This window comes from Hymenobacter armeniacus (genome assembly GCF_014699055.1).
GTDB classification, from domain to species: domain Bacteria; phylum Bacteroidota; class Bacteroidia; order Cytophagales; family Hymenobacteraceae; genus Hymenobacter; species Hymenobacter armeniacus.
The window spans coordinates 70,960-95,653 of sequence record NZ_JACXAC010000006.1; the positions used below are offsets into that span (position 1 = coordinate 70,960).

Annotated in this window: 22 protein-coding genes; 11 read left to right on the top strand and 11 right to left on the bottom strand. The window is 65.1% G+C overall.

From position 1 onward, the window contains the following. Positions 1 to 40 precede the first annotated feature (40 nt). The 4 genes from IC234_RS17735 (at position 41) to IC234_RS17750 (ending at position 3,638) form a co-directional block, all read left to right on the top strand. On the top strand, positions 41 to 1,504 hold the full coding sequence (locus IC234_RS17735; RefSeq protein ID WP_394354894.1) for a M28 family peptidase: 1,464 nt from the start codon (positions 41 to 43) through the stop codon (positions 1,502 to 1,504). Between the two features lie 20 nt (positions 1,505 to 1,524). Further along, a complete protein-coding gene (locus tag IC234_RS17740; RefSeq protein ID WP_190927286.1) occupies positions 1,525 to 2,463 on the top strand; it encodes a proline iminopeptidase-family hydrolase in 939 nt (312 codons plus the stop codon). A 57-nt stretch (positions 2,464 to 2,520) separates the two neighbouring features. Then, the gene (locus tag IC234_RS17745; RefSeq protein WP_190927288.1) at positions 2,521 to 2,934 is read left to right on the top strand and encodes a MauE/DoxX family redox-associated membrane protein; all 414 of its coding nucleotides are present in this window, start codon (positions 2,521 to 2,523) and stop codon (positions 2,932 to 2,934) included. Positions 2,935 to 3,008: 74 nt separating this feature from the next. Continuing rightward, positions 3,009 to 3,638, top strand: a complete 630-nt coding sequence (locus IC234_RS17750) for a flavin reductase family protein (protein WP_190927290.1) — start codon at positions 3,009 to 3,011, stop codon at positions 3,636 to 3,638. Between the two features lie 99 nt (positions 3,639 to 3,737). Here IC234_RS17750 and IC234_RS17755 read toward each other — a convergent pair whose 3' ends face one another. Then, positions 3,738 to 4,937, bottom strand: coding sequence for an MBL fold metallo-hydrolase (locus IC234_RS17755; protein ID WP_190927292.1), 1,200 nt, complete (start codon positions 4,935 to 4,937; stop codon positions 3,738 to 3,740). Between the two features lie 216 nt (positions 4,938 to 5,153). Then, positions 5,154 to 5,522 (bottom strand): hypothetical protein, encoded by a 369-nt coding sequence (locus IC234_RS17760; RefSeq protein WP_190927294.1) that lies wholly within the window; start codon positions 5,520 to 5,522, stop codon positions 5,154 to 5,156. A gap of 122 nt (positions 5,523 to 5,644) precedes the next feature. Between IC234_RS17760 and IC234_RS17765 the strand changes: the two genes are divergently transcribed. Next, entirely contained in the window at positions 5,645 to 6,787 is a 1,143-nt protein-coding gene (locus IC234_RS17765; RefSeq protein WP_190927296.1) for an esterase/lipase family protein, read from the top strand. Between the two features lie 69 nt (positions 6,788 to 6,856). Here IC234_RS17765 and IC234_RS17770 read toward each other — a convergent pair whose 3' ends face one another. Both IC234_RS17770 and IC234_RS17775 read right to left on the bottom strand, forming a co-directional pair. Then, positions 6,857 to 7,156 carry a hypothetical protein gene (locus IC234_RS17770; RefSeq protein ID WP_190927298.1) on the bottom strand — a complete coding sequence of 100 codons (300 nt, stop codon included), beginning with the start codon at positions 7,154 to 7,156 and terminating at the stop codon, positions 6,857 to 6,859. A 108-nt stretch (positions 7,157 to 7,264) separates the two neighbouring features. Next, positions 7,265 to 8,827, bottom strand: coding sequence for an HTTM domain-containing protein (locus IC234_RS17775; protein ID WP_190927300.1), 1,563 nt, complete (start codon positions 8,825 to 8,827; stop codon positions 7,265 to 7,267). 503 nt (positions 8,828 to 9,330) lie between these two features. On the opposite strand from IC234_RS17775, the gene IC234_RS17780 reads away from it, so the two are divergent. Continuing rightward, positions 9,331 to 9,747 (top strand): thiol-disulfide oxidoreductase DCC family protein, encoded by a 417-nt coding sequence (locus IC234_RS17780; RefSeq protein ID WP_190927302.1) that lies wholly within the window; start codon positions 9,331 to 9,333, stop codon positions 9,745 to 9,747. 18 nt (positions 9,748 to 9,765) lie between these two features. On the opposite strand, the gene IC234_RS17785 is transcribed toward IC234_RS17780, so the two are convergent. After that, the gene (locus IC234_RS17785) at positions 9,766 to 11,004 is read right to left on the bottom strand and encodes a serine hydrolase (RefSeq protein WP_190927304.1); all 1,239 of its coding nucleotides are present in this window, start codon (positions 11,002 to 11,004) and stop codon (positions 9,766 to 9,768) included. 159 nt (positions 11,005 to 11,163) lie between these two features. Between IC234_RS17785 and IC234_RS17790 the strand changes: the two genes are divergently transcribed. After that, positions 11,164 to 12,078: a T9SS type A sorting domain-containing protein gene (locus IC234_RS17790; RefSeq protein ID WP_190927306.1), complete on the top strand. Its 915-nt coding sequence runs from the start codon at positions 11,164 to 11,166 to the stop codon at positions 12,076 to 12,078. Between the two features lie 10 nt (positions 12,079 to 12,088). Here IC234_RS17790 and IC234_RS17795 read toward each other — a convergent pair whose 3' ends face one another. Next, positions 12,089 to 13,204: a mandelate racemase/muconate lactonizing enzyme family protein gene (locus IC234_RS17795; protein WP_190927308.1), complete on the bottom strand. Its 1,116-nt coding sequence runs from the start codon at positions 13,202 to 13,204 to the stop codon at positions 12,089 to 12,091. 351 nt (positions 13,205 to 13,555) lie between these two features. Between IC234_RS17795 and IC234_RS17800 the strand changes: the two genes are divergently transcribed. Continuing rightward, positions 13,556 to 14,755: a PAS domain-containing sensor histidine kinase gene (locus tag IC234_RS17800; protein WP_190927309.1), complete on the top strand. Its 1,200-nt coding sequence runs from the start codon at positions 13,556 to 13,558 to the stop codon at positions 14,753 to 14,755. A gap of 194 nt (positions 14,756 to 14,949) precedes the next feature. Here IC234_RS17800 and IC234_RS17805 read toward each other — a convergent pair whose 3' ends face one another. The 4 genes from IC234_RS17805 to IC234_RS17820 all read right to left on the bottom strand — a co-directional run bounded on the left by IC234_RS17805 (position 14,950) and on the right by IC234_RS17820 (position 19,187). Next, positions 14,950 to 15,546 carry a hypothetical protein gene (locus tag IC234_RS17805; protein WP_190927310.1) on the bottom strand — a complete coding sequence of 199 codons (597 nt, stop codon included), beginning with the start codon at positions 15,544 to 15,546 and terminating at the stop codon, positions 14,950 to 14,952. Positions 15,547 to 15,673: 127 nt separating this feature from the next. Next, positions 15,674 to 16,429 (bottom strand): hypothetical protein, encoded by a 756-nt coding sequence (locus tag IC234_RS17810; protein ID WP_190927311.1) that lies wholly within the window; start codon positions 16,427 to 16,429, stop codon positions 15,674 to 15,676. 39 nt (positions 16,430 to 16,468) lie between these two features. Next, positions 16,469 to 18,940, bottom strand: coding sequence for a glycoside hydrolase family 31 protein (locus IC234_RS17815; protein WP_223827765.1), 2,472 nt, complete (start codon positions 18,938 to 18,940; stop codon positions 16,469 to 16,471). Further along, positions 18,915 to 19,187: a hypothetical protein gene (locus tag IC234_RS17820; RefSeq protein WP_190927312.1), complete on the bottom strand. Its 273-nt coding sequence runs from the start codon at positions 19,185 to 19,187 to the stop codon at positions 18,915 to 18,917. Before IC234_RS17820 ends, IC234_RS17815 begins: the two co-directional genes overlap by 26 nt. Between IC234_RS17820 and IC234_RS17825 the strand changes: the two genes are divergently transcribed. From IC234_RS17825 to IC234_RS17835, 3 genes are all read left to right on the top strand, one after another. After that, complete coding sequence (locus IC234_RS17825) at positions 19,186 to 20,556, top strand: glycosyltransferase (protein ID WP_190927313.1); 1,371 nt, start codon at positions 19,186 to 19,188, stop codon at positions 20,554 to 20,556. The genes IC234_RS17820 and IC234_RS17825 overlap by 2 nt on opposite strands. Before the next feature lie 78 nt (positions 20,557 to 20,634). Next, entirely contained in the window at positions 20,635 to 21,105 is a 471-nt protein-coding gene (locus IC234_RS17830; RefSeq protein WP_190927314.1) for a YdeI/OmpD-associated family protein, read from the top strand. Between the two features lie 87 nt (positions 21,106 to 21,192). After that, positions 21,193 to 23,073 carry a glycoside hydrolase family 13 protein gene (locus IC234_RS17835; protein WP_190927315.1) on the top strand — a complete coding sequence of 627 codons (1,881 nt, stop codon included), beginning with the start codon at positions 21,193 to 21,195 and terminating at the stop codon, positions 23,071 to 23,073. Between the two features lie 38 nt (positions 23,074 to 23,111). On the opposite strand, the gene IC234_RS17840 is transcribed toward IC234_RS17835, so the two are convergent. Next, positions 23,112 to 24,497 carry a T9SS type A sorting domain-containing protein gene (locus IC234_RS17840; RefSeq protein ID WP_190927316.1) on the bottom strand — a complete coding sequence of 462 codons (1,386 nt, stop codon included), beginning with the start codon at positions 24,495 to 24,497 and terminating at the stop codon, positions 23,112 to 23,114. Between the last annotated feature and the right edge of the window lie 197 nt (positions 24,498 to 24,694).

Here is a 24,694-nt window from a genome sequence, read left to right on the forward strand (position 1 = left end):
TTCAATTGTCCGAACCACTACGGGCTGGCTGTTGGCCGGAATGTTGGCGGCCGCGCCCTTTGCCGCATCCGCCCAGAAAAAGCCAACCGCAAAACCCGCCGCCAAGCCTGCCAACGCCGAGAGCGCCATCCGCGAAGCCGACATCAAGCGCGATTTGTACGCGCTGGCCGGCGACCATTACCGGGGCCGGGAGGGCGGTACGCTCGATGAGCTGAAGGCCTCCGTGTGGCTGGCCGACCAGATTCGGGCCATTGGCCTGCAGCCGGCGGGCGACGACGGCACGTATTTTCAGTGGTTTCATCTGCAGCGCACGCGCCTCACCAAAGCCAGCAAGCTCAGCATCGGCACGCACCAGCTGAAGCCGAACGCGGACGCCCTCGTGTTTGCCCCCACCAACTATGCCGTGACGGCGCCGCTGGTGTACGTGGGCACCGGCACGGCCGCCGAGCTGGCCAAAGTCGACATCAAGGGCAAGGCCGTGGCGGTGCTGTTTTCGGGCACGGTGCCGGCCGATTTGAGCTTCCGCCGCTTCCTGACGCTGACCATGAACACGAAATCGGCGGAGCTGCTGAAGGCGGGCGCCGCGGCCGTGGTGTTTGTGGCCGATGCTCGCGCCCAGGCCATTTACGAGCACTGGGGCCACATTTACGAGCGGGGCCGCTACGGCCTGCCCGGCGACCCCAACACCAAAGTGGTGGACACCCCGCCCCTGCTCCTGCTGCCCGAAAGTGCCAAAGACTGGGTGCAGCAAGCCGGCCAGCAGCTGGTGGTGGATTTGAAAGTGGAGAGCTTCCTGTACCCCTCGGTGAACATTGTGGCCACCGTGCCCGGCACCGATGCCCAATTGCGGAAGGAAAACGTGCTGTTCAGCACCCACCAGGACCACGACGGCGTGCGCGCCCCGGTGGCCGGCGACTCCATCTACAACGGCGCCGACGACAACGCCACCGGCTGCGCGGCCCTGCTGGCCATCATGCGGGCCTTCAAAAAGCAGCCGGCGCGGCGCACGGCCCTGTTCGTGTTTCACGGCGCCGAGGAGCGGGGCCTGCTGGGCTCGCGCTACTATTCGGCCAAGCCCACGGTGCCGCCGTCGTCCATTGTGGCCGTGCTGAACGCGGAGATGATGGGCCGCAACGCGCCCGACAGCGCCGCCCTGCTGGGCTCCATTGCGCCCCACCTCAACTCGTCGGACCTGGTGAAAACGGCCCTGGCGGCCAACCAGGCGGGCCCCAAATTCAAGCTCGACACCGAGTGGGACAAGGCCACCCACCCCGAGGGCTGGTATTTCCGCTCCGACCACCTGCCCTACGCCCGCCTGGGCATTCCGGCAGTGATGTACACCTCGGTGCTGCACGTAGACTACCACACCCCGCGCGACGAGCCCAGCCGCATCGATTACCCCAAGCTCACCCGCATGACCCAGTGGATGTACCTCACCGGCTGGGCCGTGGCCAACCGCACGGCCCCACCCGCCCGCGAGCCCGGCTTCAAGCTGGAACGATAACGAAGCAGTAGCACCGAGCCATGACAAAACCTGGACTTGACCGTCACCTGCTGGCCGTGCTGGCCTTCTGGCTGCTGGCCCTGACGCTGCACGCGCAATCGAACACCAAAGAGGGCTACGTCGCGGTGCCGGGCGGCAAGGTGTGGTACCAAGTGTTGGGCGCCGACAAGCCGGGCGTGCCGCTGCTGGTGCTGCACGGCGGGCCGGGCTCGGGCAGCGGCGCCTTCGGCAATTTCACGGCCCTGGCCGATGAGCGGCCGGTGATACTCTACGACCAGCTGGGCTGCGGCAAGTCGGACCGGCCCGACAACCCCAGCCTGTGGACACTGGGCCGCTACGTGGAGGAACTAGACGCCGTGGTGCGCGCCCTGGGCTACCCCAGGCTGCACCTGCTGGGCCACTCCTGGGGCACCACGCTGGCCACGGAATACGTGCTTACCAAGAAACCGCCGCAGGTCGTCAGCCTCATCGAGTCGAGCCCGTGGCTGGACACCAAGCGCTGGATTTCGGACGCCCAGCGCTACGTGGCCGAGCTGCCCCCGGCCCAGCGCGAGGCCTTTAGGCTGGAAAACGCTACCGACTCGGCCAGCCGGCGCAAGTACCAGCAGGCGGTGGATTACTACTACAGCCTGCACGTGTACCGCAACAAGCCGAAGGTGCTCACCTGGCAAAAAGGCGGCGGCAAGCAGGCTTACGAAACCATGTGGGGCAAGAACGAAACCACCTCCACCGGCAACATGAAGCACTATTCGCGGGTGTCGTCGCTCAACAGTCTCACCCTGCCGGTGCTCTACCTCTGCGGGCGCTACGACGAAGCCACGCCCGCCTCCACGGCTTATTTCCAACAGCGTACGCCGCACTCGCAGCTGGTGGTGCTGGAAAACGCCTCGCACACGGCCTACCGCGAAGTGCCCGACGCGTATTTCCGGGCGGTGCGGGATTTTTTGCACCAGCAATAAGCCGGCGCCCGGTCAATTTCGTTATGCTACTCGGCTGCCACTTCCCCCTTGCCGCTCATGAACCTGACCAACGCTGAACTGGCCTTCGTGCTGGGCCGCCTGCTGATGGGCGTGGCCTTTCTGACCCACTTTCTGGTGCGGCTGCCCAAGCTGGCCGCCTTTCAGGCGGGCATGGTGAAGCAGTTTGCCAATTCGCTGCTGCCCGAGCTGCTGGTGCGGCCCTTCGTGGCCGTGCTGCCGTTTGCAGAAGGCGCCATCGGCCTGCTTTTGATTATCGGGTTGTTTACCCGGCCGGCGCTGGCGGCGGCCATGCTGCTGATGACGGCCCTAGTGTTCGGCAGCAGCCTGCTGGAACAATGGGCCACCGTGGGCACGCAGCTGGTGTACGGCCTGTTCCTATTTGCGCTGATTTTGCACAGCCAGTACAACCGCCTGTGCCTCGACCGCACGACGGGCCCGGCAGTACATTGAAAACGGGCTGAACAATTAGGGGAATAAGCTGGTCATTGCCTCGCTGTGCCATTATCCAGCTTCACGCCCCTCCCATGCGCCACCTCACCGCCGCCGACATCCAGGCTTTCGACAAGATTTACCGCCTCAACCTCGTCAACGGCCTGCCCGGCTTCAAACCCGCCAACCTGGTGGGCACGGCCGCACCCGACGGCGCCACCAACCTGGCCGTGTTCAGCTCGGCCCTGCACCTGGGCTCCGACCCCGCCCTGCTCGGCATCGTGACGCGCCCCACCACCGTGCCGCGCCACACCTACGCCAACCTCAAAGCCACCGGCTGCTTCACCCTCAACCACGTGCCGGTGGCCCTGGCCGCGCCCGCGCACTACACCTCCGCCAATTTTCCCGACACGGTTTCGGAGTTCGATGAGTGCGGCTTTACGGCCGCTTTTCGGGACGACTTTCCGGCGCCCTACGTGGCCGAAAGCCCGCTGAGCATCGGCCTGCGGCTGCTCGAAGAGCACGCCATCAGCAACGGCACCGTGCTGCTGGTGGGTGCCGTGGAACACGTTTACCTGCAGGACGAAGGCCTGCGCGACGACGGCACCCTGGACCTGGTGGCGCTGGCCGCGGCTTGCATCTCCGGCCTCGATGGCTACCATGCCGTGCAGCCGCCCGTGCGCTTTGGCTACGCCCGCCCGGGCCAGTTCCCAAAGCCTGAGTAGCCTCAGGCCCGATGGCATTGCTATCAGGCTAGAAATCAACAAAAAGCAAAAGGCCTGTTCCCTCGTTGGAAACAGGCCTTTTTTTGCCAGCAGCATTGGCTACGGATACTGCGTTTCGATTTTTCGGGCCCAGGAGTCGGTGTAGCGCTGGTCGCCGCGGTGCGCGGGTGCCGTGTCGTCGGTCAGGTGGCTTTGCACATTCGAGCCGCCGTGCCCGGGCTCCGCAAATTCGGCCGGGTGGTCGCGGTACCAGGCCCGGTACGAGCCATCGGCAGTGCGCTGCATGGTCTTGCTGGGCGAATCCGATTTCTTCGCGCGGCCGTGCTTGCCTTTTTTGCGCTTCTTTTTGCCATTGCCGGCCGTGGCCAGGGCCACCCCGCCAATGGCAAGGCCTGCCACGGCCAGGATTTTCAGCCAGGGCTGCACCAGGGGCGGCGGCACCGAGGTCACGCCGCTGCCATCGGCGCGGGCGGGCACTTTGGCGTAGCGGCCCACTTTGGGGCGGGCCAGCGCGTCGAACTGCGGCACGAAGTCGGCCAATTGGCGACGCAGCTCCTCGCCGTGCATGGGAATGCCGTGGCCGGTGGCGGCCACTTCGGGCTCCATGCGCGCCAGCAGCGCCATCGAGTCGCGGGCGGCATCCCAGTCGGGCGTGAAGTAGGCCGGCGGGCCGTGCACTTCCTGCTTTTGGGTGAAAGTGCTGGTACCCGACTCGGCAAAAACCGTGGTGAAGGCATCGCCGGCCACCAGCACCTTGTCGTGCTCGCGGAAGAACGACACGTGCCCGAACGTGTGCCCCGGCGTGTGCACCCAGCGCCAGCCCGGCAGGCCGGGCATGCGGCCATCGGCGGGCAGGGCCTGCACGCGCGAGCCGAAATCGTAGGCGTGCTTGGGGTAGGCAAACGACAGGTAGGCCATCATGCCGCGGCCCACGGTGGGGTCGGGCGGCGGAAAGCTCGACTTGCCGGTGAGGTAGGGCAGCTCCAGCGGGTGGGCGTACACGGGCACGTCGGGCCAAGCGGCCAGCAGGCCGTCGAGGGCGCCCACGTGGTCGAAATGCCCGTGGGTGAGCAGGATGGCGGCGGGCGGCGTGTCGGGCCCGAACAGCGCTTCGGCCTGTTTGCGAATCTTGTCGGCCGAGCCCGGCAGGCCGCCATCAATCAGCACCCAGGGGCCCTGCGGCTGGTCTTGTGGGAAAGCGTAGTACAGGTTCACAAACACGTCGCGCAGCACGCTCAGGCCGGGCACTACGGCGGTGAAAGCGGGCGTGTTGGCCCGGGTGGCATCGTTGGAAAGCATAGGCGGTGTAGAAAGGTGAAGCAGGAATAATGAGCAGCCCGCGGCGAAGCGGTTCCGGCCGCGCCGGGCTCCTTGCTACTACGGCCGCCACCAACGAGCGGGTTGACTTTTCTTCGGGGCACTGCCGGGCCGGCAGGGCCTACCGTCGTGCTTGCACCAAACGCAAAAAGCCCGCCACCCAATGGGTAGCGGGCTCTCAAAGCCGAGCTAAAAAAATTACTTGGGCTGCTGCTGGTCGTTGGTGTTGCCGTTGCCGTTCGTCGACTTGTCGGGCGTGGCCATGGTGCCGCTGGCCGACTGCGGCGAGGCGGCACTCTTGCCGGCCGGGGCCGAGTTGAGCTGGTCCTGCACGGTGCCGTTGGCAATGGCGGCGGCCGAGCCCACGCCCCCAGCGGCCGGAGCCTCCTGCTTGTAGTTGATGCTGTCGCGGTTCACGTCCCAATTGTGCCAGCCGGGAGCTTTGGTGAAACCGTGTTTGAATTGCGGGTTTTCGCCGGGGCTCCAGCGGTAGTCGCAGGACGAAAGCGTGGCGGCCAAAGCGGTGCCCAGCAGCAAGGCCAGGGCAGGACGAGAAGAAAGCTTCATGAAGTAGGTCTTGGGATTGGACACACAAAGTACGGGGATTTCGGGCGGAAGGCCAACCCAAAGCCGCCGCGGGCGTTACTTTCGGGCACGGCGCGTGCCGCCTCTTGTGCTGCTTTTCCATCATGGCCGCTTCCGATGCCAACCAGCCTTCCCGCTTCCGCCGGGCCCTTGGGGCGGTGGGGCGCGCCGCCCTGCTGCCCGTGCAAGGCGCTGGCTACCTCATTCGCTCGGGCCGGGCGCACCAGCATTTCTTCCTCCCGGTGCTCAACGGCGCGCTCGGCGACCAGCTGGCGGCCCGCTTCGACCGCCGCGCCATCCAAATGAGCTTTCGGCGGGGCGGCGAGGACGTGCCCGTGGCCGACCTGCGCCTCACCGAGCCCCAGCAGAAAACCGTGGTGTTTGTGCACGGCCTGATGGGCGACGAGCTCATCTGGCAAACCGGCTTTCAGGACGCGCCCGGCAGCCGGCGCTTCGGCCCGCGCCTGGCCGAGGAAACGCACTGCCGCTCCCTCTACGTGCGCTTCAACTCGGGCCTGCACCTCTCCGAAAACGGCCGCGAGCTCAGCCGCCTGCTCACCGAGCTGGTGACCACCTACCCCGACGCCGTGGGCGAACTGGTGCTGGTGGGCCACAGCATGGGCGGGCTCATCATTCGCTCGGCGGGGCACTACGGCAGCGGCGTGGGCCGCCTGAAAGGCTTTAGCGAAGCGCTGCACGCCGGCATGAATACCGGCAGCATCGCCGACCATCCCATTCTGGAGCCGGAGCCCTGGCTGGCGCACTTGCGGTCGGTTTTCCTCCTTGGCACGCCCAACGACGGCTCGTGGCTGGAACAGAATTCGCACTTCACCGCGCGGCTGCTGGAGCGCATCAACCTGTTTCCCACGCGTTTTTTCAGCAAGGCCCTCAACCAGCGCAGCAACGGCATCAAGGACCTGCGCTACTCCATTCTGGTAGACGAGGACTGGCAGGACGCCCACGCCAACGACCTGACGCCGCCGCGCACCCCCGTGCCGCCGCTGCCGGGCGTGCGCTACCACATTTTGATGGGCGCGTGGCTGCGCTCCACGCGCCCCTCGGCGCTGCGTGAGTACTTCGGCGACGGGCTGGTGGGCCAGGGCAGTGCCCGCGGCCACGCCACGTTCGGCGATGAGGCGGCCCTGCCCGAGGGCGCCAGCGTGCGCACGGCCGTGTTCAGCCAGCAGCACCACGGCGGCCTGCTCACGCACCCGGAGGTGTTTCAGTACCTCAAGCAGTGGGCCTGAGCCGCCCAGCAACAAAAAAGCCGCACTCAGCAAAGAGTGCGGCTTTTTTGGCTAATAACCGTTTCGTTATCAGGTAGTGGTGCCCGACGTGGTGGTACCAGACGTGGTAGTGCCCGACGTGGTAGTACCCGATGTGGTGCCGCTGGTGGTGCCCGACGTGCTGGTGCCCGGGTTGGCAGTGCCCGTGGTGGAACCCGTGGTGCTACCCGAAGTGGAGCCGTAGGTGGTAGTGCCCGTGGAGCCGGACGTGCTGCCCGAGGTGGTGCCGCTGGTCGAGCCCGCGTTTTCGGAAGTGGAGCAGGCGCTGAAAAGGACGAGCGACGAGCACAGGAATGCGCCGGTCAGCCCAGTAAGCCATTTACGTTTCATGGGGCAATGGAAATGTGGAAAGAAAGGAAAGGTGCCGGTTGGCTCTATGGCTATACGGGCATTGGCGGCGCGATTTACCCGTATTCTTGCGATATAAATACGTATTTCCTAGTTGCGCAGCGACACCGGGGGCGCAGGCTGCGCGGGCAACTCGCAGTCGCACAGCACTTCCCGCACGGGCTTGGCCACTTGGTAGCCGGGCAAAGACACTTCTTTCATGTACACCACCGATAGATGGCGCAGCGGCGGATGGGCCGGGTTTTCGTGCCAAATGCGCAGCAGGTAGTTGCAGTAATAAGGCCGCATCCAGGCGTTGTCGACGAAGAGGTAGTTTTCCGAATATTTGCGCCATCGGTCGTTTTTAAAAAGCGACACCACAGCGGCCGGCTTGGCGTAGTTCACCGGGACGCCGGCGCGGTTGAGGTCCAGCACGCTGCCGCTGGCGGTGGTGCCCTCGAAGATGTACCAGCCATCGTCTTTGAAGACGGTGGGCGCAAACATGCCCCAGTGCTGGTCGACGCGCAACAGGTAGCCGAACCAGCGCAGCCTATCGGGGAAAATGCCCCTGGCGGGCCGCAGCAAGGCCACGTCGTGCAGGTTCCAAAGGCAGATGTAGGTGAGCACCAGAGCCACAAAAAGGTCGCGGGCGCGGCGGGCCAGGTACTGGTCCTGCTCGGTGGGCGGCGCAGTGCGCTCGAGGCGCAGGCGCCAGGGGGCTTGCCAGGCGGGCAGCCAGTAGCGCCAGCGCTGCACGCGCGGCCCCAGGCGGCCCAGCACCGGCCCCAGGCGCCGCTCCAGCCAGTCGAGCGCCACCGGCGGCAGCAGGCCCAGAACGGACGCCCAGTTTATCAGAAAAAACAGGCCCACGAACAGCGTGACGCTGATGGTGAGGTGAAAGAAAAACAGCACCCCCACCACCAGCAGCCGCCACCAGCGCACCCCCACCGGAATGAACAGGGCAAACGGCAGCAAGAGCTCGGTGAAATAGGCCCCGAACGTGAGGACGCGCAGCAACCCGGGGTATGGGTAGAGCAAGCGGCCGCCGGGCAGCAGCAGCTGGTCGAGGCTGAAAGCGTAGTAGAGCGCGGTGCCGTCGCGGGTCCACTCGGTGCCGTTTTTGAGCAGGGCCGTGCACCAGTACAGCAGGGCCAGCTGCACCACGTAGGCCACGGTGGCGGCGCTGAAATACGAGAGGCGCGCGGGCGCAGGCTGGTGGCGGGCGTCGCGGGACCACACGCGGCCCCACGGCAGAAAAATGCCCCAGAACAGCAGCATGCGCAGCAGGTCGTCGCCGCCCTGGCCAATGAGGGTGTTGCGGTTTTGCAGCGACACCAGCAGCACCCACGAAGCCACTGTGGCCAGCCGCGTGTGGTAGCCCAGCAGCAAGGCGCCGGCCACCACGGCCGCCACGAGAAACAGCAGGGCCTCCAACTGCCACAGGCCGGTGGCGGCGTGCAGCGAGAATTGGTAGGGCGTCCAGGCGCGCTCCATGAGCGCGGACACGGGCAACACGCCCAGGTTGGCGTAGTGGGCTTCGAGGTCGGTGCTGCGGATGGCTAGGTCGACCAATAGCACGGCGGCCGTGGCCATGCGCAGCAGCGCCAACGCCCGCAAATCGAGCACGAACGGGCGCCGGAGCACGCCCCAAAAGCCAGCGGGGGCTTCATCCATAGAGTAGGCCGGCAAGCGCCGGGAAGAAAATCAACAAGGCGAAAAGGCTGTCATACGGAACGACGCGCCCTTTCGCCTTGCAGAAAAAGAAAGAAATGCCGGAAAGTGCCCTAGCGCGTGGTCGGCCCGCTCGTGCTGCCCACACTGCCGGAGGTGCCCATGCCGCCGTCGGAGCCCGAACCGCCACTGACCAAGTCGCTGCTCATGGTGCTGGGGACGGAGCTGGTGGTTGTGGTCGAGTTTTCCTCGGTGGTCTCGGATTGGCAGGCGCCGAGTAGGGCAGTGCTCAGGGCCCGCGCGGCTAAGGGGAAACCGTTTTTGGGGTGAACATGACGGTAAGGATTTGGTTTGCTTAGCTGTACGGCCAAGCTGAGGCCCTAACCGATAAATAAATCCGTATTTTTTGTCAGAACAAATACGGAGCCCCGCCTCGGCCGCCGGCCGCCGTCGCCAACCTCCCACCCGCCGCCCCGTTAGTACACGCGCCCCTCTCCTGCCCGCCCATGCCCGCCCCCGTGGCCCCCGACACCATTTTCTTCGACGGCGTGTGCAACCTGTGCCACGGCTTCGTGCAGTTCATCATTCGCCACGACCCGGCCGGCCGCTACCGCTTCGCCGCCCTGCAAAGCGACGCAGGCCGCGCCCTGCTGGCGTCTCATGCCATAGCAGCCAGCGCGTCCATCGACCCCGAATCGGTGCTCCTGCTCAGCCAGGGGCGCTTGTATTCCCACTCCGATGCCGTGCTGCGCATTGCGCGCGGCCTGGGCGGCGTCTGGCGCCTGGCTGCCGTGGGCCAGCTGCTTCCCCGCGCCTTCCGCGACGCTCTCTACCGCTTCGTGGCGCGCAACCGCTACCGCTGGTTTGGCCGGCAGGAAAGCTGCCTGCTGCCCACGCCGGAGCTGCAAGCCCGGTTTTTGTAGAGGCGCGAATACGCCGCTCTACCGCTTTCGGCGCAGCTCGGCCTCGTATACGCGCCGGCCCAGGTCCCTCAGGAAGGGAAAACCCACGGCGTCGTACTCGTACTTGTCGTCGTTCAGCACACCGTCGGCGTTCACGTAGAGCACCGCGCTGAGCAGAAATTCTACCCCGTGCGCGGGGTCTTCGACGTAGGCGTTGTCGATGAGGAAGCCGTAGGCCTGCCCGATTTTGTTGTAGACGCGCACGCCCGGTGGCAGCGGCACGGTGCCGCCCCCGCCCAGCAAAAACTTGGCGTAGGTGTCGGGGTAATGCACGGCATCGTAGCGCGGGGAGGTGCTTTCGCGGGGCAGTTGCGAGAGGGCTTGGCGCAGCAGGGCGTAGTCGGCGGGCGCGAGGCGCAGGCGCTGAGCGGCCGGCACGCTTTCCGGAAACAACACGAGTTGCAGCAGGCGCTGCAGGTCGGGCAACGAAAAGGCATTTTTCTGGCTGAAATCGAGGGGCCCCGGTACCACCTGCGTGCCCTGCACGTGGCCCTGCCCAATGCTTTCGCCCCGCAGGTGAAGCCGCGGCCACGGGCCCTCAAAAAAGCCCGCCGGCTGCCGGTAGAGCAGCTGCGTGGCGGCCGTATCGGCGTAGAACGCCACGGGGTTGGTGTGGCGGCTGCCGGGCTCTTGGTCGCCCACCGAGAGGCGGTGCCGCAGGCGGCTGTGGCGCAGCCCCAGGCGGGCCAGCCCGGCGTTGAGCTCGGCCGGGCCCACAAACTCATACAGCCGATTGAAGGCATCGTTGTCGCTCACCAGCAAGGCCTTGCGCACGTAGTTGGCCAGCGTGGGGCGGCCGCTGGCGCTGCTGCTGTCGCGCAGCACCCGCGTTTGGCCGGCAAAGGCCGAGTCCGTCAGCATGACGGATTCCGGGCCGAGGCCGGGGTAGTGGGTTGCCAGCTGCCGCAGCTTCTCCAGTGCCAGGGCGGCCGCGGCCAGCTTCACGGTGCTGGCGGGGTAGAAATACTGGCGGGGCCGCACGCGGTAGCCGTAGCGGCGGAAGTGTGGCGTCCCATCGGGGGCGCGCCGGATGCGGGTGTAGAGGATTTGCAGCCGGTACGTGCCGGGGCGGGCCAGCACGCGGCCCAGCCCCGCGGTGTCGTGGCGCAGCACCTGCCGCAGCGGGTTGGGCCGAAGCTGCGCGGCCGCCGGCCCTGCGCTTGCCAGCAAGCTTCCGCCCAGCCACAGCCCCCGCACAAGATTCTGCCAAATCGCCATGGCGTGAAGATAGACGTGCCGCGGCAGGCAGTAGACGCCCGGCGCTTAAATCAACAAGAAAACATATTTTACTATATTAGCTACGCGAGACGCCTGTCGGCAACCTGTCCGCGCTGCGCTGCTGCTGGTCCCCTGTTCACTTCTTTCCCTACTATCACGATGAAAACCTTACTTCTCGCCCTACGCGCCGGGCTGGCCGGCATTGGGCTGGCCCTGGCCGCCCCCGCCACGGCCCAGACCGTTCCCAACGGCAACTTCAGCACCTGGGCCACGCGCAATGGGGTAGAAACGCCCACCGGCTGGCTGACGACCGACGACCTGCTGGGCGGCTTCTTCAGCACGGGGGCCGTGGCCAAGACCACCACGGCCAACAGCGCGCCCTACGCCGCTCAGCTCCAAACCGTGAGCCTGCCGGGCGGGGCGTCTTTCCCGGGCCTGCTGATTTTGGGCAGCACCCTGCGCACCAGCGCCGGCCTGCCGGGCGGCGTGCCGTTTACGGCGCGGCCGCGCAACCTGCAGTTTTACTACCAGCTGCAGGGCAGCCAGGCCCTGTCCGACTCGGCCGCCATGGTGGTGCTGCTCACCCGCCGCCTAAACGGCACCACGACGGTGGTGGCGGGCGGCGCCTACGACTTTAGGGCGCTGGCCAGCAGCTACACCCTGGCCACGGTGCCCCTGCAGTACTCCTCGGGCCTGGCCCCCGACTCCGTGTTCATGGTGTTTTACTCCGGCCAGGCGCGCACCGTGACGGCGGGCTCGGTGCTGCGCATCGACGACATCTCCTTCACCGGCACGGCCACCGCCACCCGCGACGCCGCCCTGGCCGCCCAACTCAGCATTGCGCCCAACCCCAGCCCCGACGGCCGCTACCGCCTCAGCAGCCCCGACGCGGCCCTGCTGGCGGCCCCGCTCAGCGTGTTCGACGCCACGGGCCGCCTCGTGCGCCGCGAAACGCCCGCGCCCCGGCCCGGCGCCCCCGAGCGCGCGCTCGACCTGAGCGAGCTGCCGGCGGGCATTTACTCCGTGCGGCTCGATACCCCCTACGGGCTGCTCACGCGCAAGCTGGTGCGCTGACGGCCGCGCCTCAGAAATGGACTTGTTCGGCCCGGCGCAGCCACGCCTCGGCAATGGTGGCGCCCAGGCCGGGGCCGGTGGGCATGTCGATGCGCCCGCCCGGGCCGTAGCGGAAACCGCCTTCCACGGGGTCGGCGGTGAACATGAGCGGGGTGTCGAAATCGCAGTGCTGAATGGCGGGGTTGCTCAGGGCCAGGTGGGCGGCGGCCGTCATGCCCAGGCGCGATTCCAGAAAGCCGCCCACCTGCAGCGTAAGGCCGGCGGCTTCTCCCAGCCGAGCAATCTTCCGGGCCCGGTGGAAGCCCGACGACTTGCCCAGCTTGATGTTCAGCAGCTGGCAGGCTTGCAGCTGGATGAGCCGCGCGGCGTCGTGCTCGTCGCCGCAGCTTTCGTCGGCCATGATGGGGATGGGCGAAGCGGCCGACACCCGGCTCAGCTCCATGAAATGCTGGCGCAGAATGGGTTCTTCGCAGTGCTCGATGTTGAACTCGCCCAAGGCCTGCAGCACGGCAATGGCGTTGTCGGCCGTTTGCCAGCCCTGATTGGCGTCGATGCGCAGCGGGTGCGTGGGCCCGATGCCCGCCCGAATGGCCCGGATGCGGGCCACGTCTTCATGCAAAGGCCCGCCCAGCTTCACCTTGATGGCCGGGAAGCCTTCCTGCTGAAAGCGCACGGCGTCGGCCTGCATCTTCTCGGGCGGGCCCAGGCTCACAGTCATGTCGGTGTGCAGCGCCTTGTGGCGGTGGCCGCCCAGAAAGGCGTAGAGCGGCAGGCCGGCGTGCCGGGCCGCAATGTCGTGCAGGGCAATGTCGAAGGCGCTTTTGATGCTGCTGTTGCCGTAGATGATGCGGTCCAGCTCGGCCAGGCAGCCGGCCAGGTCGAGGGCGTCGCGGCCTTTGAGGGCGGGGGCAAAATACTGGCCCACCACAAAGCAAGTGTCGACGCTCTCGCCGTTGATGGTGAGGAAGGGGCTGCACTCGCCGTAGCCCACGAGGCCATCGGCGGTGCGCATGACGACCACCACGTTCTGCACCGCCAGCAGCGGGCCAAGGGAGATGACAAACGGCTCCTTGAGCGGCACGAGCAGCTTGTAGAGGCTGATGGACTGGATGGTGGTGCCGGGCATGATGCGATGCAGGTGGAGCTGCAAAAGACGGCGCCGGGCCGGGATTACGCAACGACAGCCCGCCACCGGCGAGGCCACTCCGCCACCCATGGTCCATTCGCGTCGGCATGTTCCGGGCACGTACGCTTTTTTTAGCAGCGTCGACGTGCGTTTCTCCTCCTCAAAATGCAAGCCTGCAGCTGAACCTTAGCCACCCTAAGCTTCTTAGCAGATGCTCCTGTGTGTGCTTCCGGCCGACCATAGCGGGCTTTGTTAGTGAAGACAATAGCTGCCATACAGACCAGCTGGCGCGCCGGGAAGGCGTACCTTGCCCTTGGTGCCGCTGCCCGCGCCCTTCATTCGTGTTCCGCCATGTCGCCTTCCCTTGAGAACCCTCTTTCCCTCGAACAGCAGCTTGAGGCCCTGCGGGAGGAAAACCGGTGCCTACGGGCGGGCCAGGCGGTGGCCCGGGCGCACCAGGCCGAGTCGGATAGCGAAGAGCGGCACAACGCCCGGTTCCGCACGGTGTTCGACAATTCGCCGTTCGGGCAGAAAATCATTACCCCCGACCTGGTGATTCGGCAAGCCAACCGGGCGGTGGTGAACATGCTGGGCTTCGCCGACGAGAGCAGCCTGGTGGGGCACCGCATCCAGGAGTTTGCCCACCCCGACCACCGCGCCGACTGGGCCTTCCTGCAGGAACGGCTGTGGAGCCACAAGCTGCCGCACTTCACCCTCGAAACCTGCCTGGTGCGCACCGACGGCTCCTCGTTTTGGTGCCAGGTCACCTCCATCCGGTTTCCCGACGGTGCCGAGGAGCTGGGCTATACGCAACTCGAAGACATCGGCGACCGCAAGGCCCTGGAGCTGTCGCTCAAGCGCCTCTACGACGCGCAGGAAACGATTCTGCACCTCGTCACGCACGACCTAAAAACGCCCATTGCCCACATCCAGCTGCTCACCGACCTGCTGCAGCGCCAGTCGGACGCGCCTTCCGCGACGGCCGCGGCCCAGGAAACGGCGCATTACCTGGCCCTCATTCGCCGGTCGTGCACCGAGGCCGACAAGCTGCTGAAGGACATCCTCTTCCTGGGCTCGCTGGAGGCCAACCTGCTGAAAAAGCAGCCCACCGACCTCATCGCGTTTTTGGAAGAGCGACTGCCGGCCCACCGGCTGGCGGCCCAGCACAAAGGCCTGCACTTGGCCCTGGAACTGCCCGCCCAGGCCGTGCAAGCCAACCTGAACGCCGACGTCTTCGGGCGGGTGGTCGACAACCTGGTGAGCAATGCCCTGAAGTTTACCCCCGCCGGCGGCCGGGTCACGGTGGGGCTGCAGGAGCAGCAGGGCCGGGTGCTGCTGCGCGTGTGCGACACCGGCATCGGCATTCCGGAAGCGCTGCAGGAGGAGCTGTTTGAGAAATTCAGCACCTCGGCCCGCCCCGGCGTGGGCGGCGAAGCCAGCACCGGGCTGGGGCTGTTCATCACCAAGCAGATAGTGCAGCTGCACCGCGGCAAGGTGTGGGTGGAGAGCGAGGAAGGCGCCGGCGCCTGCTTCTTCGTGGAGCTGCGCTGAGCGGCACCGCACGCGTGCCAGTGGGCGCTAGAAAGCCTTTACGGAAGTGTGATTCTTTCTCATGTTTCGCATTCAGCTCCCGGCATCGCGCGGCGCTTTCGCGTCGCTGGCTTTCCTTCCCCGCGCCAGCCCCGTTCTCAATGGAACTTGGGTATAGGGACGGCAAGGCCGTGCTGGCAAAGCGGCAATGCCTCCTACTGCTTCGCCTCAGCCGGCGTAATGGGCGTGTTCATTCTCTGTTTTAGCTGGGCTTGCAGCTTCGCAGCGGCCTCTGCAAAGCTTTTGCGTTCGGCCGCTATGCTGTTGCTGCCGTTTTCGTTGAGCGCCCGCGCTTCTATCAAATCGGCTTCGGCAGGCAGGCTAGTGGGCGACGGTGGCTTAGCCATCGGATACTCAATCACAAAAGTCGTTATTTCGTACCGATAGCGGCCCTCCCGCAGCGAAAGCTTCGTCGTGTAGTGAAGCACTAGCTTAATGGTGTAATGACGGGCTGGGCGGGTGCCACTTTCCACCGCTTCGTAGGTATATGCAAAAGGCTGCGACCCATCGGCAGCAACCACTTCGGTGTCCAGCTCACTGGTCTCGATAGGCGGCCTACTAGCAGGAGCAATGCCACTTGCCCAAGCGCGGGCACGGGCTCGTAAATCCGCCTGGCTTACGCCAGCAGCCGGCACCACCGCCGTATAGCATATGCGGCGCGTTGCCTTATCAAGGGGGAAGGAAGCGGGCGCCTGCCCCATTGTCGTGCCGGTTAGACAGCAGAATAAGGCAATGGGTAGCAGCGTTTTCATCAGGCAAATGTATCTAAACGACCAACACCGCCCCCAGGCGCCCCCGCACCCCGCCGGCGCCCCACGCCCGCCCGTTTCCAAGGGCACTGCCGCAACTACTGCCGCCAAAGAAACGCGTCACTGGCATTTATTCGCTGGCTGGTTTTACAATTATGTCTCCGCTACCAAGACACAATATCAACCACTCCAAGTGGTGAGGCAGAATGAAAATGCTGGAATCAGAAGTGTAGGCTTCTTCAGTGCGCTGCTTGAGCAAAGTATTCAATTCTGTTCCTTCAACATCATAAGCTCGATTTAAAAAGGAATGGACCGAATGTTCATATCCCAAATAGTAAGCTGACTCTGACAGTTGCTCAAACAGTGTGGCGTCTGCTTTAAATAGTGTTTCTGTCTCAATGCCTACATCTATCATGTGCCGGAACTGTTCGAAAATCTTGTGTTGGTCTTCCGCAGCCAAACGATTACCCGGCAAATAATTTTTGGACAGGTCTACTTCTTGAATCTGTGCGATTAATTGGTCTTTAAAGCGGTTCTTATTCTGCAAATCGGTGGTGATGCGAATGGAATTGTTTGCCGACTTAACTATGTATGCGCCCAGGTTCTCAGTGATGCTTTCGATTTGCTCAAGCTGAATGTGCTTTTTGCGAAAGCCGTATTGAACAAGCTCCGCATCAGAGAGCACCAACTTGTGTCGCGTAGCATATACCAATCCTGCGACGCACGCGATGAACAAAGGAATGGTTATCAAACACAGATGCCCAAAGTCTTTTGTGCGCAAAGAATCAGTCGCATCCCAAACTGCCAAAAGCCCGAACCCAACAGCGGCACTATAAATAAGGACCTTCGTTCCTAGCGTGAAATCAGTGTGGGCAACAATGGACATAAAAGTATGCGGTAGAGTCCTCAGTTGAGGAAGGGTAAATCAAGCCGCTACTTCCGCCTTCTCTCCCGCCGCCGGTGCCACGCTCACCCGCACCTCGCCGAAGCCGACGGGCGCGATGACGCTGGGCAGGGTGAGGCCGGTTTCCAGGGTGGCGGTGGTTAGTTCGGCGTCCTGGCCGTCGGCTTGCGCGGTGAGGGGGCCGGGCAGGCCGTGCAGCACCACGCGGTAGGTGGCGTAGCTGGGCTGGTAGCTGCCCTCAATGGCTTGGGTGAGCACCAACTCCTGCGGCGAACCGGCCACCGTGAAGCGGCGCACGGTGCGCTGGCCGTCCTGGTAGGCGTAGCCCTCGCCGCCGTCGTCGTAGTGCACGCTCTCAGCAGTGCCGTTTTTGTAGTACACGTGCAGGGTGAGTTGCTCGATGGCCCTCTCGCCCACGTATTGCAGCACGGGCTGCATGGGCAGCACGGCGCCGGCCTTCACGAAGAGCGGGATGCGGGTGAGGTCGGCGGTGGCCCAGACTTCGGCGCCGCCGCTGGTGGGCGCGTCGGTCCAGTAGTAGAACCAGTCACCGCGGGGCAGGTACATCCAGCGGCCCTCGGCGCCGGGCTGGGTGATGGGGCAGACCAGCAGGTTGTCGCCGAGGCCGAATTCGGCCATACGCAAGTAGGTTTCGGTGTCGTGCTGGTCCAAGAAGGTGAGCGGACGCAGCATGGGCGTGCCCTGGGTGGCGTACTGCCAGAACGTGGTGTACATGTAGGGCAGCAGGCGGTAGCGCAGCTCGATGAAGTGGCGGGCCAGGTCGGTCACCTCGTCGCCGAAGCTCCAGGGCTCCTGGTCGCCATGGTCGCCGGAGCTGTGGGTGCGGAAGAACGGGTGGAAGGCCCCCAGCGCAATCCAGCGGGCGTAGAGCTCGCCGGTGGGCGTATCCACGAAGCCGCCGATGTCGGAGCCGATGAAGCTGAAGCCCGAGATGCTTAGGCGCTGGCACTGGATGTTGGCCAGCCAGAGGTGTTCCCAGGAGGCGATGTTGTCGCCGGTCCAGCCGGAGGAGTAACGCTGGCCGCCGCTGTAGGTGCTGCGCGTGATGGTGAAGGGCCGGTTGGGGTAGCAGAACTGCTTCACGCCGTCGTTGGTGGCGCGGGCCATCTGCATGCCGTAGATGTTGTGGGCCTTCTGATGCGAGGCCCAGTGGCCGTCGTATTCGAAGCGCACGTCGGGCGGGAAAGTGCCTTTCTCGAACACGGCCGGTTCGTTCATGTCGTTCCACACGCCCTTCACGCCGATGTCCTGAATCAATTCCTTGAACAAGCCCGCCCACCACGTGCGCACCCGCGGCGCCGTAAAATCGGGGAAGTTGCAGAGGCCCGGCCACACCGAGCCCTTCATCAGGGGGCCGTCGGCGCGGCGGCAGAAGTAGTCGTTTTCGATGCCTTCCTTGTACACCGAATACTCGGGGTCAATCTTGATGCCGGGGTCGATGATGACGACCATTTTGAAGCCGTCGTCGGCCAGCTCCTGCACCAGGCGCTTGGGGTCGGGGAAGTGCTGCTTGCTCCACGTAAAGCAGCGGTAGCCCTCCATGTAGTCTATATCCAGGTAGATGGCGTCGCAGGGAATTTTTCTATCCCGCAGCCCGCTCGTGATTTCCTTCACGTTGCTCTCCGGGAAGTAGCTCCACTTGCACTGGTGGTAGCCCAGCGTCCAGAGCGGCGGCAGCTCGGGCGGGCAGGTGAGCAGGGTGTACTCCTGCGTCACTTCCAGCAGCGTGGGGCCGTAGATGAAGTAGTAGTTCAGCTCGCCGCCCTGGGCCCAGAAGCTGGTCACGTCGGCGCGCTCGGCCGCGAAGTCGAAGCTGGCTTTGAAGGTGTTGTCGAAGAAAATGCCGTGGGCAATTTTCTGGTGCAGCACGTGGTAGAACGGGATGTTTTTGTAGAGCGGGTCGGAGCCCTTCACGTAGCCGTAGGTATCACTGCCCCAGTTGGTGAAGCGCTTGCCGCGCAGGTTCATGTTGTCGGGCTTATCGCCGAGGCCGTAGTAGTGCACGCCGGGCGGCACCTGCTTGCTCATCTTCACGATGTCGTTGCCGGTGTCGTAGTCGTACTCCCAGTGGAAGCCCTTCTCGTCGTCGCTCAGCACCGTGCCCGAGCGGTCGAGCACGCGGGTTTTCAGGGTTTCCTTCTGAATGATGCAGATGAGGCGGGCCGTGGTGAGGCGGTAGTGGTCGGGCTTTTCGCGGAATTCCACCAGGGCCGGGGCCAGGCGCGTGGTGGCATCGGCGGGCACGGCGTAGGAGAAATCGGGGTTGAGGGGCCCGTCGGTGAGGTAGCGGAAGCGCAGAATTTTGTCGCTCAGCACGTGCAGCAACAGGCGCACGCCGTTTTGGCAATTGAAAAGGAAGCGGTGGTCGTCGAGCTGGTCGAAGCGAATGACTTCGCCGGGGTAATGTTCCTGGTGGCTTTTGGCCGCCAGGTCGTTCACCATGTAGTTATTTTCCTGAATCGAGGTATTCATAAACAAAAGCGGGGCTAAACAACGGCAGCGCGCGGGCGCCGCCGGGCAAAAAAAGACCGGCCAAGCCGGTTGAGTGAAGGCTAAGTACGCAAGTTACTTTTTCCGGGCTGGCTGCCGCCGAAATTTTCGGCCAGCGCAGATTTTTCGCCGATATATGAATTGGCTTGCGTAGCATTGACAACTGATAGCGCGCCGCGCCCGCCCGGCAGCCTGCGCCGGCCCGTTTTTGCCCCTTTTTGCCTGCCATGACCCCGTCCGATTTCTCCGTTCTGCTGCTGGCCTGGGACGATGCCGACCCCAGCGTGGCCGTGCTCGGCGGAGCGGCCCTGCCCCCCACCCTGCCGCTGGTCTACCACCTCGCCGCCGAGCAGGCGGTGCTGGCCCTGTACCCGCACCTGCCCGCCGAAGCTGAAGCGCTTGCCGGCAAGGAGCCAGCCGCACCAGCGGCCGACGCCGCTCCGCCCCACTCGGCTTCCCAAGCCACGACCGAGGCCGAACCGGACGCGGCTTTCGCAGCCCCGGAAATCCTGGCCGAAGAGACGGCTGCGCCAGAAGCAGTGGGCGTGCGCCGCTTGATGAGCGCCGCGAGCGAAGAAACGCCCGCCTTTACCACCCTGCTGGTTGGGCTGGACGAACTGGCCGCCCCTGCCGGCTCCACCGAGGGCTCTGCCCAGCTGCCCGCTGCGCTGCCCGCCCCCAAAACCGCCGCCCCGGCGTCGGCCGGCCCCGCCCGCAGCCAGTGGCCCACCGGCGCCAACGCCCCGCAGCGCGTGCGCTGGGCCGCGCCGGCCGCGCCCTACGTCGGGGCCAGCGCGCCGGCCGGGCCGTCGGTGCAGCAGCCAGTGGCCCCGCTGGTGCCGGCGTCCAGCGTGCGCGAAGCGGCCGACCTGGCCCAGGCGGCGTTGAGCTGGCCCGCTGGCTTCAGCCCGCTGGCCGCGCCCGCGCCCGCGCAAGCGGAGGAAGCAACGGTGCCGACTGCCGTGGCCCCGGACCTGAACGAGGAAGCGGCAAGCGACTCAGAGCCCACCACCGCGCGCCTTGCCGAAGCCCTCGACGAGCCGCGGGAAGAAATAGGTGCCGCCGAAGCCGGCGACTTGGCCGCCCCCGAAGACAACCTGACCCTGGAAGCCCCGGCCGCGGACGTGGCGGCGGCGGAGCCGGCGGTGGAAAATCCTGCCTCAGCCCCGCAGATTCCGGCGGCGCCCGAAGCGGGGCTTTCCGCTCGCCTGCCGGCAGCGGACGGCCTGAATTTCCGCATGATTCAGTACGCCCGGCAGGCGGCGCAGCTGGTGCACGGCCGCACCGACTTCGAGGTGATTTACGCGCCCAACTGGCCGGCTTGGCTGGCGGCGGTTGAAATCCGCAACCGCTCGCGGCTGCCGCTGGTGCTGTACGCGGGAAGCCTGGCCAGCGACTTTGGCCCCCACGAAGGCGGCTGGCTGCTGGAAGTGGAGCGCATGGCCCTGCGCCGGGCGCGCCTCGTGCTGGTGCCCAGCGAAGCGGTGCGCCAACAGCTGCAGCAGCGGCACGGCGCCGAGGCCAGCGAAGTGCGCGTGGTGCCGGCCGCCGACGAGGCCGCCGTGCAGGCCGTGCTGCGCGAGGTGGCTGCGGACTAAGCTCCGCGGGCGGCTTGGCTCGAATTGGTTTCCTTTGTGGCCTGACGTCATTTTAGCCACTTCAACAAAAGCCCCCGCATGCAGCCCGAACACGAATTTGAAGCCGTTTTAGAAGCCGGCGAAGACCACGGCGGCGTGTTTGTGGTGCTGCCCTTTTCGGTGCCGGAAGTGTACGGCACGCGCGGCCGCATTCCGGTGCAGGCCACCTTCGACGGCTACCCCTACCAGGGCAGCGCCGTGCCCCTCGGCGACGGCCACCACGCCCTGCTCCTGCTCAAGCAAATCCGCAAGGCCATCGACAAAACCGTGGGCGACACCGTGCGCGTGACCCTGACGCGCGACGCCACCGAGCGCAAGATGGAAGCCCCCGCCGACCTGGCCGAGCAGCTGGCCGCCAACCCCAAAGCCGCCGCTTATTTCAACAAGCTGGCCTACACCCACCAGCGCGAGTACGTGCGCTGGCTGGAAGGCGCCAAAAAGCCCGAAACCCGCGCCAAGCGCCTCGGCGAGGCCGTGGCCATGCTCACGCAGGGCCGCAAGCGGGGGTAGCAGCCTCTGCTTTTGCACAGAACGTCATGCTGCGCGCAGCATGACGTTCTGACTATTAATACCTGGTTTCCCACCCAGCCAATCCTCATGAAAAAAAGCCATCTGCTGCTCCTGTTGCTGCTCCCGCTGCTGGCCAAGGCCCAGAACATCAGCATCGACCGCGTGAACCCCACCAACTGGTGGGTGGGCATGAAAAACCCCAACGTGCAGTTGCTGGTGCACGGACCCGGCGCGGGCACCCTCACGTATACCGTGAATTACCCCGGGGTGAAACTGGTGAAAACCAACACCGTCGAGAACCCCAACTACGCCTTTCTCGACCTCAGCATCTCGCCCTCGGCCAAGCCCGGCTCGGTGCGGCTGGTAGGCAAAAAAGGCACCCAGACCGTGACGCAAACCTGGGCCCTGAAAGCCCGCGACAACGCCCCCAAAGCCCAGGGCGTGACGGCCGCTGACTTCATCTACCTGGCCATGCCCGACCGGTTTGCCAACGGCGACCCGGCCAACGACAAGTTCGCGGATATGCGCGACCCCAACCACGACCGCGCCAACCCCTTCTTCCGCCACGGCGGCGACCTGCAAGGCGCGGCCCAGCACCTGGGCTACCTCAAAGACCTGGGCGTGACGGCCGTGTGGTTTACGCCGGTGCTCGAAAACAACCAGCCGCTCACCTCCGAGGGCGGCACCATGCGCGCCTCCTACCACGGCTACGGCTTCACCGACCAATACAGCGTGGACCGCCGCCTGGGCGGCAACGCGGCCTACAAAAGCTTTGTGCAGCAGGCCCACGCCGCCGGCCTCAAAGTGGTGCAGGACGCCGTGTATAACCACGTGGGCAACACCCACTGGATATTGCAGGACCTGCCCATGAAAAGCTGGCTGCACCAGTGGCCCAGCTACACCAACACCACCTACCGCTACACGCCCATCACCGACCCGCACGCGGCGCAGATTGACCGCAAAATCACCCTCAACGGCTGGTTTGTGCCTTTCCTGCCCGACCTCAACCAGCAGAACCCATTCGTGGCCAACTACCTGATTGAAAACGCCATTTGGTGCGTCGAGAACTTTGGCGTGGACGCTTGGCGTATCGACACGTACCTGTATAACGACCAGCCGTTTATGAACCGCTGCAACGCAGCACTGCTGGCCGAATACCCGCGTCTGCACATCTTCGGCGAGTCGGCCGTGACCAACAGCATCGACCAGGCCTACTACACGCGCAGCAAAATTGATTTTCCCTTCAAATCGAACCAGCCGGGTGCGCTCGATTTCGTGCTCGAAGGGGCCCTGCTGGGCGCGCTGAAAGATACCGGCACGCCCGCCACCACCGGCTGGGACGGCGGCGCCCAGCGCGTGTACCAGGCCCTGGCCCAGGACGTGGTGTACCAGGACCCGACCCGGCTCGTGACCTTCCTCGACAACCACGACCACAACCGCTTCCTGTCCGAAATCGGCGACGACCTCGACAAGTACAAGCTGGGCCTGACTTGGCTGCTCACCACGCGCGGCATCCCGAGCATGTACTACGGCACCGAAATCCTGATGAAGAACTTCAAAGACCCCACCGATGCCGAGGTGCGCAAGGATTTCCCCGGCGGCTGGCCCGGCGACAAGGACAACAAGTTCACCGCCGCCGGCCGCTCGGCCCGCGAAAACGAGGCCTTCGACTTCGTGAAGAAGCTGGCCACCTACCGCCGCGACCACAAAGTGCTGCACACCGGCAAGCTGATGCAGTACCTGCCCGAAAACGGCCTCTACGTATACTTCCGCTACGATGCCAGCGGCACCGTGCTGGTGGCCAGCAACACCACCGATAAGCCCGCCGCGCTGCCCACGGCCCGCTTCGCGGAGCGCATGAGTGGCTTCACGAAGGGCCGCAACGTGCTGACGGGCGAGAGCCTGAGCAATCTGGCCACGCTGCAGCTGCCCGCCAAAACGGCCGTGGTGCTGGAGCTGGGCAAGTAGCTTCGGCAAATACCCAACGGGTTGTGGTCAGCCTGCTTCTAGTCAAGAAGCAGGCGTTGGGTCAACGTCTGGCCGGGCACCACGAGTCGAACGAAATAGAGGCCCCGGGGCAAGCCGGACACCGCCAACGGCACTGCGCTCGGCAAGGAAAGCATCAATTCGCTTCGAACCTGACGCCCCAGCGCGTCGCTTATGATGAGGGCACCTTTCAGCCCTACGATGGCCTGTGGCACGACGATACACGTGCTCGAATGGGCGGGATTGGGAGACAAACCCCATTGGCTTTTCTCAAAAAGCGTGTTTGTGGCCAGTGCGGTGGCGTCGTTTAATGACGCGAGGAATCCCACGGAAGCACTCGTTCCCATTACGGGCAGCGACCCGAAGCTGGCCGGGGGAGCAACACTCCCGCCCAAGTATACGCCAGTGCCAATGACGGCAGGACTGCCCGCGTAATCATTGCCAGCACCTCCAGCTCGCAGGGCCCATGCGATGCCGCCACTCAGGCCCGCGTTGGTGAGGCGGGCCAGGAACAAGTCGTACCCCGTTCCCGCGTTCACCAATGTGGTGGCGCCTGCGTCGGCCGTGGGGCTGCTGAACGAGCCGGACACGTAGACGTTGGGGCCCTGCACGGCCAGGGCGAAACCGTAATCATTGCCCGTGCCGCCCAGTCTATCGGCCCACACAAACGCCCCGCTGCTCCCCGAATCGGTCAGTTTGGCCACGTATGCGTCTTGCCCGCCAGCGTTTAGTAAGGTGCTGGTGCCAAAGGTGCACGTCGAACTGGCAAACGAGCCCGTAATGTAGACATCGGTGCCGGAGACGGCCACACCAAAGCCGGCTTCGACCCCGGCGCCCCCGGCCCGCACGGCCCACGGAAACGTTGCCCCCGTCCCCGAGTCCGTTAGCTTGGCCACGAACACGTCGTTGCCGCCCGCATTGGTCAGCGTTGTAGCGCCAAAGACAGCCGTCGAGGACACAAAATTGCCCACGAGGTAAACGCCTCCACTGCCCACGGCAACGGCGTTGGCCGAGGCGCCCGTGCGCTGGGCCCAAGCAAATGCTGCGCTGGCACCCGCGTCCACCAGTTTGGCCGCGAAACCTCCCCCGGCCACGGTAGTCGTGCCAAATACCACATCCAAGCCACTGCATGAACCGGCGATGTACACGTTTGGGCCGGATACGCAAATGCCGTTGGCACTGTCGTTTTGCGAGCCTCCACCCCGTTGTGCCCACACAAAGGCACCTGTGCTGCCCGCGTCCGTGAGCTTGGCCACAAACACATCTTGCGTCGCATTGCCCGCATTGGTGAGCGTGTTGCTGCCAAACGCACAAGTGGGACTGGAAAAGGCGCCGGTCATGTAAATGCTGCTCCCCGCCAAGGTGATGGCTTGGGGGAAGTCGTTGGTGCTACCTCCGGCCCGCATGGCCCACAGGAAGCTCCCGGTAGCCGGACGCCACTTGGCAACAAAAATGTCGTCTCCGCCTGCGCTGGTCAATGTAATGGTACCCAAGCGGACGGCCCCCGCAAACGAACCGGCCACAATCACGTTGCCCGCCCCATCAGGTTGGGACAGAAAAGTAGAAGAGGTTTCGCCCGCGCCTTGCCCCAACAAGACGGCGC

Bases quoted from the DNA above. Each gene is read 5' to 3' on its own strand.
- IC234_RS17775 (WP_190927300.1), bottom strand. From the start codon at position 8,827: ATGGATGAAGCCCCCGCTGGCTTTTGGGGCGTGCTCCGGCGCCCGTTC.
- IC234_RS17820 (WP_190927312.1), bottom strand. From the start codon at position 19,187: ATGGCAGGCAAAAAGGGGCAAAAACGGGCCGGCGCAGGCTGCCGGGCG.
- IC234_RS17760 (WP_190927294.1), bottom strand. From the start codon at position 5,522: ATGAAGCTTTCTTCTCGTCCTGCCCTGGCCTTGCTGCTGGGCACCGCT.
- IC234_RS17795 (WP_190927308.1), bottom strand. From the start codon at position 13,204: ATGCCCGGCACCACCATCCAGTCCATCAGCCTCTACAAGCTGCTCGTG.
- IC234_RS17745 (WP_190927288.1), top strand. From the start codon at position 2,521: ATGAACCTGACCAACGCTGAACTGGCCTTCGTGCTGGGCCGCCTGCTG.
- IC234_RS17765 (WP_190927296.1), top strand. From the start codon at position 5,645: ATGGCCGCTTCCGATGCCAACCAGCCTTCCCGCTTCCGCCGGGCCCTT.
- IC234_RS17815 (WP_223827765.1), bottom strand. From the start codon at position 18,940: ATGAATACCTCGATTCAGGAAAATAACTACATGGTGAACGACCTGGCG.
- IC234_RS17830 (WP_190927314.1), top strand. From the start codon at position 20,635: ATGCAGCCCGAACACGAATTTGAAGCCGTTTTAGAAGCCGGCGAAGAC.
- IC234_RS17790 (WP_190927306.1), top strand. From the start codon at position 11,164: ATGAAAACCTTACTTCTCGCCCTACGCGCCGGGCTGGCCGGCATTGGG.
- IC234_RS17770 (WP_190927298.1), bottom strand. From the start codon at position 7,156: ATGAAACGTAAATGGCTTACTGGGCTGACCGGCGCATTCCTGTGCTCG.
- IC234_RS17805 (WP_190927310.1), bottom strand. From the start codon at position 15,546: ATGAAAACGCTGCTACCCATTGCCTTATTCTGCTGTCTAACCGGCACG.
- IC234_RS17800 (WP_190927309.1), top strand. From the start codon at position 13,556: ATGTCGCCTTCCCTTGAGAACCCTCTTTCCCTCGAACAGCAGCTTGAG.
- IC234_RS17825 (WP_190927313.1), top strand. From the start codon at position 19,186: ATGACCCCGTCCGATTTCTCCGTTCTGCTGCTGGCCTGGGACGATGCC.
- IC234_RS17810 (WP_190927311.1), bottom strand. From the start codon at position 16,429: ATGTCCATTGTTGCCCACACTGATTTCACGCTAGGAACGAAGGTCCTT.
- IC234_RS17785 (WP_190927304.1), bottom strand. From the start codon at position 11,004: ATGGCGATTTGGCAGAATCTTGTGCGGGGGCTGTGGCTGGGCGGAAGC.
- IC234_RS17750 (WP_190927290.1), top strand. From the start codon at position 3,009: ATGCGCCACCTCACCGCCGCCGACATCCAGGCTTTCGACAAGATTTAC.
- IC234_RS17755 (WP_190927292.1), bottom strand. From the start codon at position 4,937: ATGCTTTCCAACGATGCCACCCGGGCCAACACGCCCGCTTTCACCGCC.
- IC234_RS17835 (WP_190927315.1), top strand. From the start codon at position 21,193: ATGAAAAAAAGCCATCTGCTGCTCCTGTTGCTGCTCCCGCTGCTGGCC.
- IC234_RS17840 (WP_190927316.1), bottom strand. From the start codon at position 24,497: ATGCGGGCCGGAGGTAGCACCAACGACTTCCCCCAAGCCATCACCTTG.
- IC234_RS17740 (WP_190927286.1), top strand. From the start codon at position 1,525: ATGACAAAACCTGGACTTGACCGTCACCTGCTGGCCGTGCTGGCCTTC.
- IC234_RS17780 (WP_190927302.1), top strand. From the start codon at position 9,331: ATGCCCGCCCCCGTGGCCCCCGACACCATTTTCTTCGACGGCGTGTGC.
- IC234_RS17735 (WP_394354894.1), top strand. From the start codon at position 41: ATGTTGGCGGCCGCGCCCTTTGCCGCATCCGCCCAGAAAAAGCCAACC.